The following is a 17,580-nucleotide window of genomic DNA, read 5'->3' as shown; positions in this document are numbered from 1 at the left end:
CTATGAGATGTGTCCAAGTCTTGGTCTCCGGTCTAGCCGTATGTGTGTAATGCAGGAGCGTATCGGCTGCAGTCTGGAAGGACGGAACCAAAGCGAATCCATCAAGTGTCCAGACGAAATCCACCAAGCTCTGCTTTTCAACGATCAGTTCGGAAACTTCGCGTCCGAAATTACTGAAACCAGAGTTAAGACCCACAACACCGATAAGCGGCTTATCACTCGAGCTATTGTCAAATCCGACGTACTTGTTGTATCTATTGAGTTCCCTGTCAGTCTTCAACGTCGAAGCACGGCCAGTTGAATCAATAACTTTGGCCAAATGATCAAGGGCATCCGCGAGAGTCTTTTTAGTGAGTGTGCGTTTTGCCTCAGTCAATCCAATAGTTGCCTCGATCGGAAGCACTTCTATTGTTGAACTAGACAATTGCAGTAGCGGTGGAATGTGGTTGTCCGCAATCAACAAATCGCACTGTGGAAGATTCTTCTTTTCTGCAAGCAGCTCCGGGGTAGCAATGTATCCGCTGGTCACACGAAACTGCCCAGGAACAACATATTTGGAAAATGTTTGACGCAGGAACTGTTCGCACAGAGAGCCACTAGTCTTCAGCTCACCATCTAGCCCCCCTCCTTCTGCAACAACAGATCTGATTCAGCTAGAACCAACTCCAACTGCCGAAGATAAACCTTGTGTAGATCAGTAATCGTAGGCATGGAGTGGTCGTCAAAAACTAAATAACTAATCTTGCTATCAAGATGATCGATCTATGGCGCTTGAGTCTCACAATCTCAATGCGCCTTATCCCAGTTCGGCCCCACCCCCACCTCAGCCAATAACGGCACCTTCAGCGCCGCCACCTCTGCCATCAGGCGCGGGATGTGGGTCTTGAGCCAGTCCACCTCGCTCTCAGGCAGCTCAAACACCAGTTCGTCGTGCACCTGCATGATCATTTGGATGCCCGGCTTGTGCGTGTCCAGCTCCTTCTGAACCGCCACCATGGCCAGCTTGATGAGGTCTGCCGCCGTGCCCTGCATGGGGGCGTTGATAGCGGCGCGCTCGGCCCCGGCACGGCGAGGGCCGTTGGGGGAGTTGATCTCGGGCAGGTACAGGCGGCGGCCAAACACGGTTTCGACGTAGCCCATGGATTTGGCGGCGGCCTTGGTGTCGTCCATGTACTGCTTTACGCCGGGGTAGCGCTGGAAGTACTTGTCGATGTAGGCGGCGGCTGCTTTGGTCTCTATCCCTAAGTTCTTGGCCAGGCCAAAGCTGCTCATGCCGTAGATGAGTCCGAAGTTGATGACCTTGGCATAGCGGCGTTGCTCGCTGGTGACCTGATCCACCTCCACCCCAAACACTTCGGCAGCGGTGGCGCGGTGCACGTCCAGCCCGGCGTGGAAGGCGTGCAGCAGCGAGTGGTCGCCACTCAGGTGGGCCATGATGCGCAGCTCGATCTGCGAGTAGTCGGCACTCGCAATCACGCGGCCTGCGGGGGCTACGAAGGCCTCGCGCACGCGGCGGCCTTCCGGAGTACGGATGGGGATGTTCTGCAGGTTGGGGTCGTTGCTGGACAAGCGCCCAGTCACAGCCACGGCCTGCGCGTAGTGCGTGTGCACGCGGCCTGTGCGTGGCAGCGCCAGCTGGGCCAGCTTGTCGGTGTAGGTGCCTTTGAGCTTGACGAGGCCCCGGTGCTCCAGCAGTTTGGCGGGCAGGGGGTAGTCCTCGGCCAGCTTTTCCAGCACTTCTTCGTCGGTGCTGCGGGCGCCGGTGGCGGTCTTCTTGACCACGGGCATGCCCAGCTTGTCGAAGAAGATTTCGCCCAGCTGCTTGGGGCTGCTCAGGTTGAAGGGCTGGCCTGCAATCTCGTACGCCTCGGTTTCGAGCTGCAGGATGCGCTGGCCCAGTTCGTGGCTTTGGGCGGCCAGCGTGGGTGCGTCAATCAGCACGCCGTTGCGTTCGATGCGGTACAGGGCTTCGCTGCTGGCAATCTCCAGCTCGTAGATGAAGCGCAGTTTGTCATCCGCCTGCAGCAGCGGCCACAGGGCGTTGTGCACGTCCAGGGTCTGGTCGGAGTCTTCGCACGAGTAGGCAGCGGCCTTGTCCACCGGCACCTGGGCAAACGGAATCTGGTGCGCGCCTTTGCCGCACAGGTCTTCGTAGGTGATGCCTTTGCGGCCGGTGTGGCGCTCGGCCAGGCTGGTCAGGTTGTGGGGCTTGTGCACTTCGAGCACATAGCTTTGCAGCATGGTGTCGTGTGTGTAGCCCTGCACCTCGATGCCATGGTTGGCGAACACATGGCGGTCRTACTTGATGTGCTGGCCCAGCTTATGGTGCTTGGGGTCTTCCAGCCAGGGCTTGAGACGGGCGAGCACTTCATCCAACGGCAGTTGCGCGGGCGCATCGGGGCCTTCGTGGCGCAGGGGAATGTAGGCGGCCTCGCCGGGCTGCACGCTGAAACTGATGCCGACGATTTGTGCGCGCATTTCGTCGAGGGAATCGGTCTCGGTGTCGATGGCCGCGAGTGGGGCTTTGTGCAGGCGCTCCAGCCACTGGTCAAAGTCCGCCCAGTTCAGGATGGTGTCATACACCACGGTGCGGTGCTGGGCTTCTTCGGCCACGGTGCTGGCGGAGTGGTCGGCAAACAGATCGCCGCTTTGGCCGGGCATGGCGACGGTGGGGGCTGTGGTGGCGAGGGCCACGGCACCCTTGATCGCGCTGGCCAAGCCCTTGAAACCATACTTTTCGTAGAACGGCAGCAGGCCGGCGTTGTCCGGCGTGTCCAGCGTGATGTCATCAAACGCGGGCAACCCGGGGATGTAGTCGGCCAGCGCGCAATCGGTCTTCATGGTGACCAGCTGGCGGCTCAATGCCAGCTGACCACTGGCGATCGCCTCGCGCAGGTTGCTGCCCGCCACGCCCTTGATGGCGTCGGCGTTGGCGATCAGGTTGTCGAGCGAGCCATATTCTTCCAGCCACTTGGCGGCCGTCTTGGGGCCCACCTTGGCAACGCCGGGCACGTTGTCCACGGTGTCGCCCACCAGCGCCTGGTAGTCCACCATCAGCGTGGGTGGAACGCCAAACTCTGCCGTCACGCCTGCCACATCGCGGCGCTTGCCGCTCATGGTGTCGATGATGGTGATGTGCTCGTTGACCAGCTGGCTCAAATCCTTGTCGCCGCTGGACACGATGACCTCAATGCCCTGTGCGGCCGCCACGTGGGCCAAGGTGGCGATCACGTCGTCGGCCTCCACGCCGGGCACGGCCACCACCTTCCAGCCCAGCAGGTCCACCACCTCATGGATGGGCTCRATCTGGCTGCGCAGATCGTCGGGCATGGGCGAGCGCGTGGCCTTGTACTCGGTGTACAAGGCATCGCGGAAGGTGGGGCCCGAGGCGTCGAACACGCACACCGCGTAGTCGGCCACCACCTCTTTGCGCAGGGCCTGCATCATGTTGATCATGCCGCGAATGGCACCGGTGGCAGGGCTGGTAGGGTCGCCCGGCACGGCCCGCAGGTCGGGCATGGCGTGGAAGGCGCGGTAGAGGTAGCTGGAGCCGTCCACCAGCACCAGGGTCTTTTTGTTGCTCATCCGGCAATTGTGCACGGGCAGCGCCCGCCGGGCGGCGCTCTACAATCGCCCGATGCGCGCTGTTCACCTTCTCCTGCTGCTGGGCATGGCCTGCGGCAATGCCCTGGCCCAAACCCCGTCCCCATCCCCTGCTGCCACCACCGCAGGCGCTGGTAACCAGCGCGATGCGCTGCCCGATCCCGAGCCCCTGTCTGGTCGCACCAACCAGCGCACGGAGCGCATCCAGATCGAAGACGCAGGCAGCCGTGTGGACGAATTGCGGGTCGGCGGGCAAACCCAGAACATCTCGGTGCAGCCCAAGACCGGCAACCTGCCCGCCTACGAAGTGCAGTCGCCTGATGGCGCGCGCAGCCGCGCCGGTGGCAACAATGGCGCTGAAACCACCACGGCGCCCCGCGTCTGGAACGTGTTCAAGTTCTGATGGGCTGCAGGGTGGCGCGCACGCACTGCGTTGCCACCGGTTGAGCCCCGCCCGTTGTCCCGCCCCTTCCCCTTCTCTTTTCTTCGACCCCCTGAGCGATGGCCGTTTTTACCGAAGTCTCCAATCCCGAGGCGCGCGAGTTGCTGCGCCGTTTGCAACTGGGCGAGCTGGTGGAGCTGCGCGGCATYGAGGGCGGCATCGAGAACACCAACTACTTTCTGACCAGCGACCAGGGCGAGTTCGTACTGACACTGTTCGAGCGCCTCACGGCCGAGCAGCTGCCTTTCTACCTGTACCTGATGAAGCACCTGGCGCACGGCGGCGTGCCCGTGCCCGACCCGCGTGCCGACAAGAACGGCGACATCCTGCACACCGTGTGTGGCAAACCCGCCGCCGTGGTCAACAAGCTGCGCGGCAAGAGCCAGCTGGCCCCTCAGGGCGTGCACTGCGCCGCCGTGGGCACCATGCTGGCCCGCATGCACCTTGCGGGCCGCGACTTTGACCGCCACCAGCCCAACCTGCGCGGGCTGCCCTGGTGGAACGAGACGGTGCCGGTGGTGCTGCCCCACATTGACGACGCACAGGCCGCATTGCTGCGGTCCGAGCTGGCCTACCAGAACCATGTGGCCGCCAGCTCCGCCCATGCCGCCCTGCCGCRCGGSCCCGTGCATGCCGACMTGTTCCGCGACAACGTGATGTTCGAGGGTGAAGAGCTGACGGGCTTCTTCGACTTCTACTTTGCAGGTGTGGACACCTGGCTGTTTGACCTGGCCGTGTGTCTGAACGACTGGTGCATCGACCTGCCCACCGGCGCCCACGATGCCGAGCGCGCCAAGCGCATGCTGGACGCTTACCAGGCCGTGCGCCCGCTGACCGCCGCCGAGCGCGAGTTGCTGCCCGCCATGCTGCGCGCCGGGGCGCTGCGGTTCTGGATCTCGCGCCTGTGGGACTTCTACCTGCCGCGCGAGGCCTCCATGCTCAAACCCCACGACCCCACGCACTTCGAGCGCGTGCTGCGCGGGCGCCTGGCCCTGCCCGTACGCGCGGGCTGATCCCACCACAGGCGGGCAGCCTCTAACCCCTGACCCCGCCACCGGTTTGGGGCAGTGGGGTAAATTCGACCTTATTCGCCCCCTCGACATCCGATGCCGCTCGGCGCGCCCCATGGGCGTTGGGGCGCAGTCGGCGGTGCGGGCCTCTCCTCCTTTCCAACGTATTCATGAAACTCCATATCGTTCCCGCACGCACCGGCATGGCCTGGGTCAAGCTCGGCGTTCGGGCGTTCTGGCGGCAGCCCATGGCGCTGGCTGCGCTGTTCTTCATGACCATGGCGGCCATGTCGCTGGCCACCATGATCCCGCTGGTGGGGCCGGCCATTGCACTGGCACTGCTGCCGTCTGCCACGCTGGCCATGATGGTGGCGGCAGCGCAGGCATCGCAAGGGCGGTTTCCGATGCCCACGGTGCTGCTGGTGGCCTTTCGCACCGGGCGCGAGCGGCTGCGCGACATGCTCACACTGGGTGTGCTGTATGCGGTGGCTTTTCTCGGCATCATGGGCCTGTCGGCCCTGCTGGACGGCGGCCAGTTTGCGCAGGTTTACCTGGGTGGCGCGCCCATGACCCGGGAGATTGCCGAGAACCCGGACTTCCAGCGCGCCATGTGGCTGTCGATGCTGCTGTACCTGCCGCTGTCGCTGCTGTTCTGGCATGCACCGGGCCTCGTGCACTGGCATGGCGTGCCGCCGGTCAAGGCGCTGTTCTTCTCCATCGTGGCCTGCGTGCGCAACTTTGGCGCGTTCCTCGTCTATGGGCTGGGCTGGCTGGGGGTGTTTTTGCTGGGCGGGCTGGTGGTCAGCATCGTGTCGGCCCTGCTGGCTGTGGCGGGGCTTGCGGGATCGATGGCCGGTGGCATCATGGTGGGCGCTGCCATGATGTTGGCTGCGATGTTCTTCACCTCGGTGGTCTTCACCTTCCGCGACTGCTTTGAGCCCCCCTACACCCCGCAGCAAGAAGAGGCGCCCCATGACAACCCGCCCCCCAGCCCCCCTGACGCACCACCTGCAGGGCCGCTCTGACGACGAGTTGGTCTGGTTCCAGCGCCGCAGCGTGGTGCAGGCCGCCGCGCTGTGGGTGGCAGGCGGTGGCTGGGCTGCCGCCCATGCGCAGGCGCGCAGCAACATCGTGGAGGTGCGCGGCGACGTACTGCGCAATGGCGAGCCCCTGACGGCGCAGCACACCATCACCGCCAACGACCGCATCGAGACCGGGCCGGGCGCCAGCCTGGTGTTCTCGGTGGGCGACAGCGCCTTCATGGTGCGGCAGAACTCACGCATGGCGATGGAGAGCGACACCCCCACGGCCGTCAAGCTGCTGCGCCTGCTCAGCGGTGCGGTGGCCACGGTGTGGGGGCGCGGCCCCGACCGGCAGATTGCACTGCCCACCGCCACGGCGGGCATCCGCGGCACAGGGGTGTATGCCGAGGTATTTACCGACCAGGACCAGCGCGGCTACCTCTGCAACTGTTATGGCACGGTGGAGCTGACGGCGGGCGGCGAACGCCTGGTGAGCCAGTCCAGCTACCACCAGTCGTTCTGGGCCGAGCCCGCACCCCGCAATGGCCGGCTGCTGACACCGGCCGGTGCCATCAACCACACGGACGAAGAAATGGAATTTTTGGCGGGGCTGGTCAACCAGCGCACCGCGTGGCAGGTGTCGGGCCGCAAGGGCGTCAAGGACGGCAGCGGCGGCGCGGCCGCACCGGCCAACAGTTACGGAAGCGGCAACTCCTACGGCCCGCCCGGCTCCCGGGACTAGGGCCTGTCCCGCAGCGCACGCGCAGCCATGCCTGCGCGGCGCGCCTTGGGCGGGCGTCACGCGCTGCGCAAGGCACCGCGTCAAACCGTCACACAAACGTCAAACCACTGTCACAGGGCGTTCCTAGGATCGCGGGCTGGACTCCATGCCACCCGCCTACTACGCCTTTTCCAACAAGGTTCCCGGTCGGATCAGGGCGTGGCATGCCCGTTCGCATACCCACTTGGAAACACCCCGAAAATGACCCAACCGACGATGCCCACCCGCCGCAAGGCCCTGCAACTGCTGGCCGGCGTTCCCATGCTGCCGCTCAGCGCCAGCGCCTCGGCCGCCCTGCTGACCGCCTGCGGTGGCAGCGACTCCGCCGCGCCCAGCTTTGTGTCGGCCAGCTTCACGTCGATGGCAGCCCCTACCCTGGCCAACGCCGCTGCCATGGCCACCACCACCGTGGGCTCCACGCTCAACATCAAGCTCAGCGACGACTCGGTGCGCTCGTACCAGCTGGCTTACCAGCCGTTCTTCGTGACGGGCGACATGGTGTCCGACGGCAAGGGCGGCACCATCCTGTCGGGTGGCTACTACGACATCAACAACAAGCCCATCATCGACGCCACGGTGGCTGGCAAAGAGCGCCAGTACTTCTCGGACTCGCCCGACGGCACCTCGCTGCTGACCGTGGCCAACCCCACCGTGACCGGCCTCAAGGGCAAGGCCGTGTTTGCCGTGGTGCAGTTTGAATACACCACCTGGGCACAAGACGGCAAGACCGACATGTACGGCAAGCTGCCATCGCCCATTGCCGTGCTGACGCTGGACCAGGACCAGACCACCGGCAAGCTGAGCCTGGTGAAGTACCACAACGTGGACACCTCCAAGGTGCACGGCCTGTGGATCACCTGCGGCGCGAGCCTGTCGCCCTGGGGCACCCACCTGTCGAGCGAAGAATACGAACCCGATGCGTTCAGCATCGCCAGCAACGCCATGTTCAAGGCCTACAGCAAGAACCTGCTTGGCGACGAAACCAAGGCCAACCCCTACCACTACGGCCACATGCCCGAGGTGACGGTGAACCCTGACGGCACCGCCAGCATCAAGAAGCACTTCTGCATGGGCCGCATCTCGCACGAGCTGGTGCAGGTGATGCCTGACAACCGCACGGCGCTGATGGGCGACGACGCCACCAACAGCGGCTACTTCGTGTTCGTGGCCGACAAGGAAAAAGACCTGTCGTCCGGCACGCTGTACGTGGCCAAGGTGGGCAGCGGCTTCTCCATCGACCCCAAGGTGGGCACGGCGGCGCCCCTCACCTGGATCAAGATGGGGTCGGCCACCAGCGCCGAGATCGAGAACCTGGCCAACACGCTCAAGCCCACGGACATCATGACCGTGAAGACCACCGACCCGGCCGATGCCAGCTACACCAAGATCGTGGCCAACGGCAAGACCGAGTGGATCAAGCTGAACCCCGGCATGGAAAAGGCCGCCGCCTTCCTGGAAACCCACCGCTACGCCGCCTACCTGGGCGCCAGCCTGGGCTTCACCAAGATGGAAGGCACCACGGTCAACGCCAAGGACAAGATTGCCTACTCTGCGCTGCAGAACATCCAGTCGTCCATGGTGGCAGGCAACGCCGCCAACGTGCCGGGCAACGGCATCTCGGTGCCCAAGCAACTGGTGGCCGGCGCCGTGATGGCGCTGAACCTCAAGGGTGGCCAGAAGGACACCGCTGGCGGCACCATCAACAGCGAATGGATGCCCGTGGACACCAAGGTGCTGCTGGCCGGTGAAGACATCACCGCCGACGCCCTGGGCAACACCGCCAACCCCAACAACATCGCCAACCCGGACAACCTCAAGTTCTCCGAAAAGATGCGCACCCTGTTCATCGGCGAAGACAGCAGCCAGCACGTCAACAACTTCCTATGGGCCTACAACGTGGACACCAAGCAGCTGTCGCGCGTGATGTCGATCCCCTCGGGCGGCGAGTCCACCGGCCTGCACGCCGTGGACGAGATCAACGGCTGGACGTACATCATGAGCAACTTCCAGCACGCCGGTGACTGGGGCGCCATCCACAGCGTGGTCAAGGACACGCTGGACCCGATGATCAAGGCCAACTACAAGAACAAGAACGGCGCGGCCGTGGGCTACCTGACGGCAGCGGCCAAGCAGCCCAGCCTGAACCAGGCCTGAACTCAGCCTGAGCGAAGGGCCAACAGGGCTGCACCCGGTGCGGCCCGTTTCAAAAACCAACGGGGCCTCAGGGCCCCGTTGTCATTGGCGGCCCCGGCTAGCTATACAAACAATAGCTAACAGGGCATAAGGTACTAGCGCTAGCAGGCGATTTGGCTCAAAAAATCGCTATTCGACCACCGTCAGCTTGGCCACCGACAGCGCCAGCCACTTGGTGCCGTGGCGCGGAAAGTTGACCTGTGCACGTGCGTCGTCGCCGGTGCCTTCAATGGCCAGCACCTTGCCCTCGCCAAACTTGGTGTGGAACACGGCGATGCCCGCGCGCAGGCCGTGCGAGGGCGCCGCCTTCTGCACAGGCACCGGGGGGCTGGCAAATGTCTCGGATTTGAAGCCAAATTGGCCTCTAGCGCTAGATCCATATGCGCTACCAGCTCCTGAATTAGTAGCAAAACTGGGCGTATACGAGCCAAAGCCCTGCTGCTTGGGCGTGATCCACTTGAGGGCCGCTTCGGGCAGTTCGTCAAAAAACCGGCTCTTGATGTTGTAGCGCGTCTGCCCGTGCAGCATGCGCGTTTGCGARTGACTCAGGTACAGGCGCTTGCGGGCGCGGGTGATGGCCACGTACATCAGGCGACGCTCTTCCTCCAGGCCSTCGCRGTCGCTGRYGGAGTTCTCGTGGGGAAACAGGCCCTCCTCCATGCCGCCGATGAACACGCAGTCAAACTCCAGCCCCTTGCTGGCGTGCACCGTCATGAGCTGCACAGCGTCCTGCCCAGCCTGGGCCTGGTTGTCACCGGCTTCGAGCGCGGCGTGGGTCAGGAAGGCGGCCAGGGGCGAGAGGGTTTCGCCGGTGTCGGCGTCCACGATGCCGGGCACGGCGGGTTTCAGAGGTTCGTCCAGCACCGGAGCGTTGGGGTCCAGCCCTTGGCTCACGGCGCTTTGGGTGAGCGGCGTGCCGTGCTCGTCCAGCGGCAGCGCCACSGCRTCRCGGCCRAAGCCCTCYTGCGTGACRAAGCTCTCGGCSGCGTTSACCAGTTCYTCCARRTTCTCGATGCGGTCGGCGCCTTCCTTCTCGGTGCGAAAGTGCTCCACCAGCCCCGTGGATTCGAGCATCTGCTCGATGATTCCGCGCAGGTTCAGGCCCTGGGTCTGCTCGCGCAGCACATCCACCATGGCCACAAACGCGCCCAGGTTGGCCCCCGCCTTGCCGGGCACAGCGCTCACCGCGTCGTGCAACGAGCAGCCTGCGGCGCGGGCCGCGTCCTGCAGCACCTCGATGCTGCGCGCGCCAATGCCGCGGGGCGGGAAGTTGACGACGCGCGTGAAGCTGGTGTCGTCGTGCGGGTTCTCCAGCAGGCGCAGATAGGCCAGCGCGTGCTTGATTTCGGCACGCTCAAAAAACCGCAGGCCGCCGTACACGCGGTAGGGCACAGATGCATTGAACAGCGCCGATTCGATCACCCGGCTTTGCGCATTGCTGCGGTAGAGCACGGCGATTTCCTTGCGCTCAAAGCCATCGTTGCGCACCAGCTGCTTGATCTCATCGACCATCCACTGCGCCTCGGCCAGGTCGGAGCTGGCCTCGTACACACGCACGGGCTCGCCCGCGCCCTGCGTGGTGCGCAGGTTCTTGCCCAGGCGGCGGCTGTTGTGGCTGATGAGGTGGTTGGCCGAGTCGAGGATGTTGCTGTAGCTGCGGTAGTTCTGCTCGAGCTTGATCTGGCGCTGCACATCGAATTCGCGCACAAAGTCGGTCATGTTGCCCACGCGCGCGCCACGGAAAGCGTAAATGCTCTGGTCATCATCGCCCACAGCGATCACGCTGCCGCGCGCCTCGTAACGCCCGCCCACCTCACTGCCCGCCAGTTGCTTGAGCCAGGCGTATTGCAGCTTGTTGGTGTCCTGGAACTCGTCCACCAGGATGTGCTGGAACCGGCGCTGGTAGTGCTCGCGGATCGGGTCGTTGTCGCGCAGCAGCTCGTAAGACCGCAGCATCAGCTCACCGAAGTCCACCACGCCTTCGCGCTGGCATTGCTCTTCGTACAGCTGGTAGACCTCGACCTTCTTGCGGGCGTCGCTGTCGTGCGTGGGAACGTCGCCGGGACGCATGCCCTCTTCCTTGCAGCTGGCGATGAAGTACGACAGCTGCTTGGGAGGAAAGCGCTCCTCGTCAACGTTGTGCTGCTTGCAAAGGCGCTTGATGGCCGAGAGCTGGTCTTGCGTATCCAGGATCTGGAACGACTGCGGCAGCCCCGCTGCCTTGTGGTGCGCGCGCAGCAGCCGGTTGCACAGGCCATGGAAGGTGCCAATCCACATGCCACGCACGTTGACCGGCAGCATGGCCGACAGGCGGGCCACCATCTCCTTGGCCGCCTTGTTGGTGAATGTGACGGCCAGAATGCCGCCGGGCGTGGCGTAGCCGTTTTGCAGGAGCCAAGCAATGCGGGTGGTCAGCACCCGGGTCTTGCCCGATCCAGCCCCCGCCAGGATGAGCGCGTGGCCTGCGGGCAGCGTGACCGCGGCCAGTTGCTCGTCGTTCAGGTTGGCCAGAAGGGGCGATGCGGCCGAGGCCGCACCGGAGTGTGGGGGCACCAGGGGCTCTGGCGCACCCGAAAACGGGTCTTGTGGGAACATCCAGCCATTGTAGAAAGCACCCTGCCCCACGCCGCCTCGCACCATGAAAAACATTGCCCTCACCCTGGCCAGCCTGTGGCTGGCCCTGGCGCACGCCCCCCAGGCGATGGCCCAGGCCAGTTGCAGCAGCGACGGCACCCCCAAGCCTGTGGCCGTGTTCGAGCGCTTCATCAGCGCCGACTGCGAGTCCTGCTGGGGCGATGCGGCCACCCCGGCACCGTCAGCCAAGGCAGGTGCCTTGGTGCTGGACTGGATCGTGCCGGGCACGGCGGGCGACGACGCCCCCCTGTCGGCTGCGGCCTCGACCGACGCGCTGCCCCGCCTGCAAGCCCTGGGGCGCAAGCCCCCCATCTCCACCRATGTGTACGTCACCCCGGTCGGTTTAGCCACGCATGGCCGGTTGCGGGTGGCCCATGGGGTGGCGTTCAATGACTATGTGGGCACAGGCATCGCCTTCACCCCCTCCCCCGCGGCGCCACAGCGCACTGCGGCTGCCACGCCCCTCGCCTTTTACCTGTTGCTGGTAGAGGTCATACCCGCAGGTACCGACGGCACCGTTGTGCCCCGTTACATCGTACGCAATCAGTTCGAGGGCGCCTGGCCCCAGGCCCAGCGGCCCGCACGCAGCAAGGGCAAGCCGTGGGCATGGATGGAAACCCGCTCCATGCGCATCCCCGATGGCGCACAGGCCGACAGGCTGCATCTGGTTGGCTGGGTGCAGGATGCCTCGGGCAGTATCGTGGCGGCCGCCCAATCCGTATGCAGGTAATACCGGTGGCGTTATGACGGCCCTTTGGCAGGCGGGTAGAATCAAGCACCGGGCCCAAGTTTCTTGACGCCCGGTTTTTTGTGCCTGCGCTCAGCAGGGTTCGGAGTGACTGTCACGTCCACTCCCGCAAAGCCGGTCTGACGGCCAAGCGCCCACCGCCGTCGAAATCGTTTGGCGGCGTCCCTTTATGGAGCTTGGAATCTCATGGAAATCTTCGACTACGACAACATCCTGCTGCTGCCCCGCAAGTGCCGCGTGGAAAGCCGCTCGGAATGCGACGCCAGTGTGGAGCTGGGCGGTCGCCGCTTTCGCCTGCCGGTGGTGCCCGCCAACATGAAGACCGTGGTGGACGAAACCATCTGCACCTGGATGGCGCAGAACGGTTACTTCTACGTCATGCACCGCTTTGACCTGGACAACATCCAGTTCGTCAAAGACATGCATGCCAAGGGCTGCTATGCATCGATCTCGCTCGGTGTGAAGCAACCCGACTACGCCACCGTGGACCAGCTGGTGGCACAGGGCATCACGCCCGAGTACATCACTATTGACATTGCCCATGGCCATGCTGACAGCGTGAAGAACATGATCGGCTACCTGAAAAAGCACCTGCCGCAGTCGTTTGTGATTGCTGGCAACGTGGCCACGCCCGAAGCCATCATCGACCTGGAAAACTGGGGCGCCGACGCCACCAAGGTGGGCGTGGGTCCGGGCAAGGTGTGCATCACCAAGCTCAAGACCGGTTTTGGCACGGGCGGCTGGCAGCTGTCGGCCCTCAAGTGGTGTGCCCGCGTGGCCACCAAGCCCATCATTGCCGACGGGGGCATCCGCAGYCACGGTGACATTGCCAAGAGCATCCGCTTTGGCGCCAGCATGGTGATGATCGGCTCGCTGTTTGCGGGCCACGAGGAATCCCCCGGCAAGACAGTGGAAGTGGACGGCGYGCTGTTCAAGGAGTACTACGGCTCGGCCAGCGACTTCAACAAGGGCGAATACAAGCATGTCGAAGGCAAGCGCATCCTGGAGCCCATCAAAGGCAAACTGGCCGAAACGCTCATCGAGATGGAGCAGGACGTGCAAAGCTCCATCAGCTACGCGGGCGGCACCAAGCTGATGGACGTGCGCAAGGTGAACTATGTGATCCTGGGCGGCGACAACGCAGGCGAGCACCTGCTGATGTAACCCCCCGGGCGCGAGCCGCCGCCCGGTTAGGAGAACCTGTTCTCAGGCCCGCAGCAGGTTCTGCGCCATGTGGTGCAGGTCATGCCCGGGCTTGGCCAGGGCATYGACGATGCTGAAGTGGTTCAACCCCGGCAAGGCCACGCTGCGGGGTACAAAATGGCTGCCCCAGGCATCCTGCATGAGCTGGTTCTGGCGCAGGAACTCGGGGCTTTCATCCGCCCCGACGGCGCAATACAGCGTGCCGGTGGGCGGCTCCAGCAAGCGCGCGGGGCTGCATTGCAGCACCTGCTGTTCGGTCAGGTGCAACACCGACTGGTACATGGGCGTGTGCATGATGGGCTCCAGGTCGTGCACCCCCGAGATCGACAGCGCATTGCGCACCAGGCCATCGGGCAAACCCTTTCCGATGAGCGGCCACACGCTGGTCAGCAGCAGCGCCGCCAGTTGCCCGCCGGCAGAATGCCCTGCTACGGTGATCCGCCGGGGGTCCCCGCCATGGGCGGCGATCTGGTGCCACACCCAGCCCAGCGCCTTTTCCATCTGCCGCGCGATGTGGGGAATGGTCACCGGCGCGTCCGGGGTGCCCGGGCACAGCGCGTAGTTCACCACCACCACACAAAACCCGGCCTGGGTGAAAGGCGGCGCGATGAAAGAGTGATCCGATTTGTCGAGTGACCGCCAGTAACCGCCGTGGATGAACACCAGCACGGGCACCGCCCCACCCCCGGCACGGGCGGACGGAAACACGTCCAGGGTTTCCCCGGCACCCGTGCCATAGGCCACATCCAGCGCACAAGGGACAGTGGCTCGCACCTGGGCAGAGTCTTGAGCCCAACGCTCGAAGTAGTCCATGTGGTCAGGGACCAGGGCGCGGTTGTTGTACATGCGCTCCAGCCAGGCAGGGTCGTACAGGGGCAAGGTCATGGGCAAGGGTCTCCGAGTTATGTGGGCTGCCTTCGGTGCCATACCGCAGCCCGGCCAACAGGCTCGGCAGACGCAGGAACGGCGCTGGCGCTGCAGAATCATCTGGCCAATCGCCATACGCTGCAAGCTCCGTGACAGACTGGAGCGCCAAAAAGGCACATGATGACAACAGAGACACCCTTGTATCCCTCTTTGCAGCAGAACAACGCCATGACCACCACACCGCTTCGCATCGCCGTTCTTGGCATTGGCATGATGGGGTTGCCCATGGCCAGGCGGCTCAGCGAAGCAGGCCACAGGGTGCACGCATGGAACCGCACCCGCGCCAAAGCAGAACCGCTGGCGCAATGGGGTGTCACCGTGCACGGCAGCCCTGCCGATGCCGTCAAGGACGCGGACATTGTCATCAGCCTGCTCGAAAACGGTCCTGTCGTGGGCCAGGTTCTCTTTGAACAGGGCGCCGCGCGGGCAATGCGCCCGGGTGCTCTTTTAATCGACATGGCCTCCATCCAGCCCAGCGAGGCCCGTGACCACGCAGCCCGCCTGGGTGAGCTGGGCCTGACCCACCTGGATGCACCGGTATCTGGGGGCACCGTTGGCGCCGAAGCGGGCACTCTGGCCATCATGGCCGGCGGAAGGCCCGAGGACTATGCCCGCGCCCAGCCCGTGTTTGCCTGCCTGGGGCACGCCACGCATGTGGGACCACACGGTGCCGGGCAGCTGGCCAAACTGGCCAACCAGATGATCGTGGGCATCACGATTGGCGCCGTGGCCGAAGCGCTGCTGTTTGCCGCCAAGGGTGGTGCCGACATGGCCAAGGTCCGCGAGGCCATTAGCGGCGGTTTTGCCGACAGCCGTATCCTGCAGCTGCATGGCCAGCGCATGGTGGAACGCGACTTTGCCCCCAGGGGCCGGATGGCGGTCCAACTGAAGGACATGCGCAATGCGTTGGCCACCGCCCGGGAAACAGGTTTCGACGCCCCCATCACTGCCCTGTTTGAAGCCTTGTATGCCGAAGGTGTGGACCACGGCCTGGGCGAACTGGACCACAGCGGCCTCTTCGTCGAGCTGGCCAGCCGCAACGCAATGCAATAATTTTTGGGCGCGACTTGCAGAGTATCCAAAAACTAGTGCATAATTCGAGGCTCTGCAGCGATGCAGACAAATTTTAAAGATTTGGGTTCTTAGCTCAGTTGGTAGAGCAGCGGACTCTTAATCCGTAGGTCGAGTGTTCGAGTCACTCAGGACCCACCAAATCAAGCCGCAAGGCACAAAAAGCCTGCTACCCATAAGTAGCAGGCTTTTTTGTTTCCAGACCGATTGTTTCTCTGCTCGCGGCAACCCGGCCCCATGGCCCGGAGTCGTCTGCCGGCAGAACCATCGTCTGGCCGCCTGGGGCCCACGGCCCCGGTGTCCACCTTCCACGGGTGGCAACGGATGTGTCTTTGCAAGAACCACCGCGTGTTCTGTCCGCCGTCAGCCCGCCAGGGAGCATGCCATCCGCCATGCCATGGTGACCAGACAGTGCTACAGACGCGCACCGTTTTTTCGAACCATGAATCCAGGCACTTACTCTTCACGTACCTGCAGCAGTCGGGCAACAACACTGCTGGCAAAGCAATTGCAAACAAATGTCCTGCAGAGCGGCACAACCCGGCCCCATCGATACACTTTGTCATACAAGTGACACCACCCAGGCATGGGTCCGATGCGCCCATCCTTCAGGTACGAGCCAGCAAAAAAGAACACTGTGAAATCCACATCTGCAACCCGCGCGCTCCCTCTTTTTGTCGCGCTGATCACTGCCGGGCTGATCTCAGCCCCCGCCCCGCAAGCCAACGCCCAGACCAGCAAGGCCCGCAGCGCTGTGGCCAAAGAAAAGGCTCAGACCCGCCAGGAGCGCGAGTCAGCACGTGCAGTGCAGGCCAACGACAGCGCGATCGGAGCCAGCCCATCGGACACTCCTACGCTGCCCGCACGGCAGTGGAAAGTCAGCCTCAAGGAACTGGGCGTGGGGCGCCCTGTTTCTTTGCGAGGCGTGGAGAGTGAGGCCAGTGTGGGTGTGGGGGTGCGGCGCGACGAGATCGTCGAAGCCGCCAAGCTGCGCCTGACCTTCACACTGTCACCTGCGCTGATCCCGTCACTGTCGCATCTCAAGCTGATGCTCAATGACGAAACCCTGCAGACCGTGGTGCTGGACAAGGAGCGCCTGGGCACCCCGCAGACGGTCGAGCTCAACATCGACCCGCGCTACTTCACGGATTACAACCGGTTCCGCTTCCAGTTCATCGGCCACTACACGATGGAATGTGAGACGCCCACCCATTCCAGCCTGTGGGCAACCATCAGCAACGACAGCCAGCTGGAGCTTTCGTTGCGGCAGATCCCTCTGCGAAATGACCTCGCGCTGCTGCCTGCGCCGTTTTTCGACCCCCGGGACAACCGCCCCGTCAAGCTGCCGTTTGTGTTCGGCAATCAACCCAGCACCGGTACGCTCAAGGCGTCAGGCTCCATCGCCAGCTGGATTGGCATGCTGGCAGGCTACCGAGGCAACCAGTTCCCGGTGCTGGAAAACCAGCTGCCCCGCTCGCACGCCGTGGTGCTGGCCACCAACAGCCACCGTCCCGCGTTCCTGCAGGACATGGCACCTGTGACCGAGCCCACGATCTCGATGGTCAACCACCCCGAAGTGCCAGGCGCCAAACTGCTGCTGGTGCTGGGCAAAGACGATGTTCAGCTACAGATGGCGGCAGATGCCCTGGCCCTGGGGAAAGCGGTTTTGTCCGGGCAAACCATTGCTGTCAAATCGCTGGACTATCCCGCGCTGACCAAGCCCTATGACGCCCCTCGCTGGATCACCACCCAGAGGCCCGTGAAACTGGCCGAGCTGGTGGGCAGCCCGTCGGACCTGCAACTGCGTGGCACGGTGCTCAACGACACGGTGAACATCTACACCCGCATGGCCCCGGACCTGTTCACCTGGAACGCCAAAGGCGTGCCGCTTGACCTGGCCTATCGCTACACCCCCAGCAGCGTTTCGGACCATGGCAGTCTGAACA

13 protein-coding genes and 1 tRNA gene are annotated in these 17,580 nt (G+C 63.9%); 10 read left to right on the top strand and 4 right to left on the bottom strand.

Annotated elements, in window-relative coordinates:
- Positions 1-574: DUF6602 domain-containing protein (locus AC04MI_RS16850; protein WP_476498218.1), on the bottom strand; the 574-nt coding region annotated here is incomplete at its 3' end.
- A 212-nt stretch (positions 575-786) separates the two neighbouring features.
- Positions 787-3,585 (bottom strand): DNA polymerase I, encoded by a 2,799-nt coding sequence (gene polA / locus AC04MI_RS16845; protein ID WP_436078067.1) that lies wholly within the window; start codon positions 3,583-3,585, stop codon positions 787-789.
- Between the two features lie 52 nt (positions 3,586-3,637).
- Here polA and AC04MI_RS16840 point away from each other — a divergent pair, with 52 nt between their 5' ends.
- The 5 genes from AC04MI_RS16840 (at position 3,638) to AC04MI_RS16820 (ending at position 9,012) form a co-directional block, all read left to right on the top strand.
- Complete coding sequence (locus AC04MI_RS16840) at positions 3,638-4,006, top strand: hypothetical protein (protein ID WP_056747503.1); 369 nt, start codon at positions 3,638-3,640, stop codon at positions 4,004-4,006.
- A gap of 98 nt (positions 4,007-4,104) precedes the next feature.
- Entirely contained in the window at positions 4,105-5,058 is a 954-nt protein-coding gene (locus AC04MI_RS16835) for a homoserine kinase (RefSeq protein WP_476498217.1), read from the top strand.
- A 167-nt stretch (positions 5,059-5,225) separates the two neighbouring features.
- Positions 5,226-6,080 carry a BPSS1780 family membrane protein gene (locus AC04MI_RS16830; protein WP_422849033.1) on the top strand — a complete coding sequence of 285 codons (855 nt, stop codon included), beginning with the start codon at positions 5,226-5,228 and terminating at the stop codon, positions 6,078-6,080.
- Positions 6,028-6,819, top strand: a complete 792-nt coding sequence (locus tag AC04MI_RS16825; protein ID WP_436075595.1) for a FecR domain-containing protein — start codon at positions 6,028-6,030, stop codon at positions 6,817-6,819. The genes AC04MI_RS16830 and AC04MI_RS16825 overlap by 53 nt, the downstream gene beginning before the upstream one ends.
- A gap of 240 nt (positions 6,820-7,059) precedes the next feature.
- The gene (locus AC04MI_RS16820; protein WP_056747500.1) at positions 7,060-9,012 is read left to right on the top strand and encodes a PhoX family protein; all 1,953 of its coding nucleotides are present in this window, start codon (positions 7,060-7,062) and stop codon (positions 9,010-9,012) included.
- Between the two features lie 168 nt (positions 9,013-9,180).
- On the opposite strand, the gene AC04MI_RS16815 is transcribed toward AC04MI_RS16820, so the two are convergent.
- On the bottom strand, positions 9,181-11,646 hold the full coding sequence (locus AC04MI_RS16815; RefSeq protein ID WP_476498216.1) for a UvrD-helicase domain-containing protein: 2,466 nt from the start codon (positions 11,644-11,646) through the stop codon (positions 9,181-9,183).
- Positions 11,647-11,689: 43 nt separating this feature from the next.
- Between AC04MI_RS16815 and AC04MI_RS16810 the strand changes: the two genes are divergently transcribed.
- Together AC04MI_RS16810 and AC04MI_RS16805 are read left to right on the top strand one after the other, a co-directional pair.
- The gene (locus AC04MI_RS16810; protein ID WP_476498215.1) at positions 11,690-12,415 is read left to right on the top strand and encodes a hypothetical protein; all 726 of its coding nucleotides are present in this window, start codon (positions 11,690-11,692) and stop codon (positions 12,413-12,415) included.
- A 204-nt stretch (positions 12,416-12,619) separates the two neighbouring features.
- A complete protein-coding gene (locus AC04MI_RS16805) occupies positions 12,620-13,597 on the top strand; it encodes a GMP reductase (protein WP_476498214.1) in 978 nt (325 codons plus the stop codon).
- A 42-nt stretch (positions 13,598-13,639) separates the two neighbouring features.
- Here the strand turns inward: AC04MI_RS16805 and AC04MI_RS16800 are convergent, their stop codons facing one another.
- Positions 13,640-14,521: an alpha/beta hydrolase gene (locus AC04MI_RS16800; RefSeq protein WP_476498213.1), complete on the bottom strand. Its 882-nt coding sequence runs from the start codon at positions 14,519-14,521 to the stop codon at positions 13,640-13,642.
- Between the two features lie 210 nt (positions 14,522-14,731).
- Between AC04MI_RS16800 and AC04MI_RS16795 the strand changes: the two genes are divergently transcribed.
- From AC04MI_RS16795 to AC04MI_RS16785, 3 genes are all read left to right on the top strand, one after another.
- Positions 14,732-15,616 (top strand): NAD(P)-dependent oxidoreductase, encoded by an 885-nt coding sequence (locus tag AC04MI_RS16795; RefSeq protein WP_436078217.1) that lies wholly within the window; start codon positions 14,732-14,734, stop codon positions 15,614-15,616.
- Between the two features lie 83 nt (positions 15,617-15,699).
- A tRNA-Lys gene (locus AC04MI_RS16790) sits at positions 15,700-15,775 on the top strand.
- A 496-nt stretch (positions 15,776-16,271) separates the two neighbouring features.
- Positions 16,272-17,580 (top strand): cellulose biosynthesis cyclic di-GMP-binding regulatory protein BcsB (locus tag AC04MI_RS16785; protein ID WP_476498212.1); only part of this gene is annotated, 1,309 nt, incomplete at its 3' end.

This window comes from Acidovorax sp. LjRoot204 (assembly GCF_056175785.1).
The sequence above is the reverse complement of the archived record's forward strand: the minus strand, read 5'-3'. Positions and strand labels throughout refer to the sequence as shown.

Excerpts from the sequence above, each read along its gene's own strand:
- AC04MI_RS16840 (WP_056747503.1), top strand. The coding sequence starts at position 3,638 with ATGCGCGCTGTTCACCTTCTCCTGCTGCTGGGCATGGCCTGCGGCAAT.
- AC04MI_RS16830 (WP_422849033.1), top strand. The coding sequence starts at position 5,226 with ATGAAACTCCATATCGTTCCCGCACGCACCGGCATGGCCTGGGTCAAG.
- AC04MI_RS16825 (WP_436075595.1), top strand. The coding sequence starts at position 6,028 with ATGACAACCCGCCCCCCAGCCCCCCTGACGCACCACCTGCAGGGCCGC.
- AC04MI_RS16820 (WP_056747500.1), top strand. The coding sequence starts at position 7,060 with ATGACCCAACCGACGATGCCCACCCGCCGCAAGGCCCTGCAACTGCTG.
- AC04MI_RS16795 (WP_436078217.1), top strand. The coding sequence starts at position 14,732 with ATGACCACCACACCGCTTCGCATCGCCGTTCTTGGCATTGGCATGATG.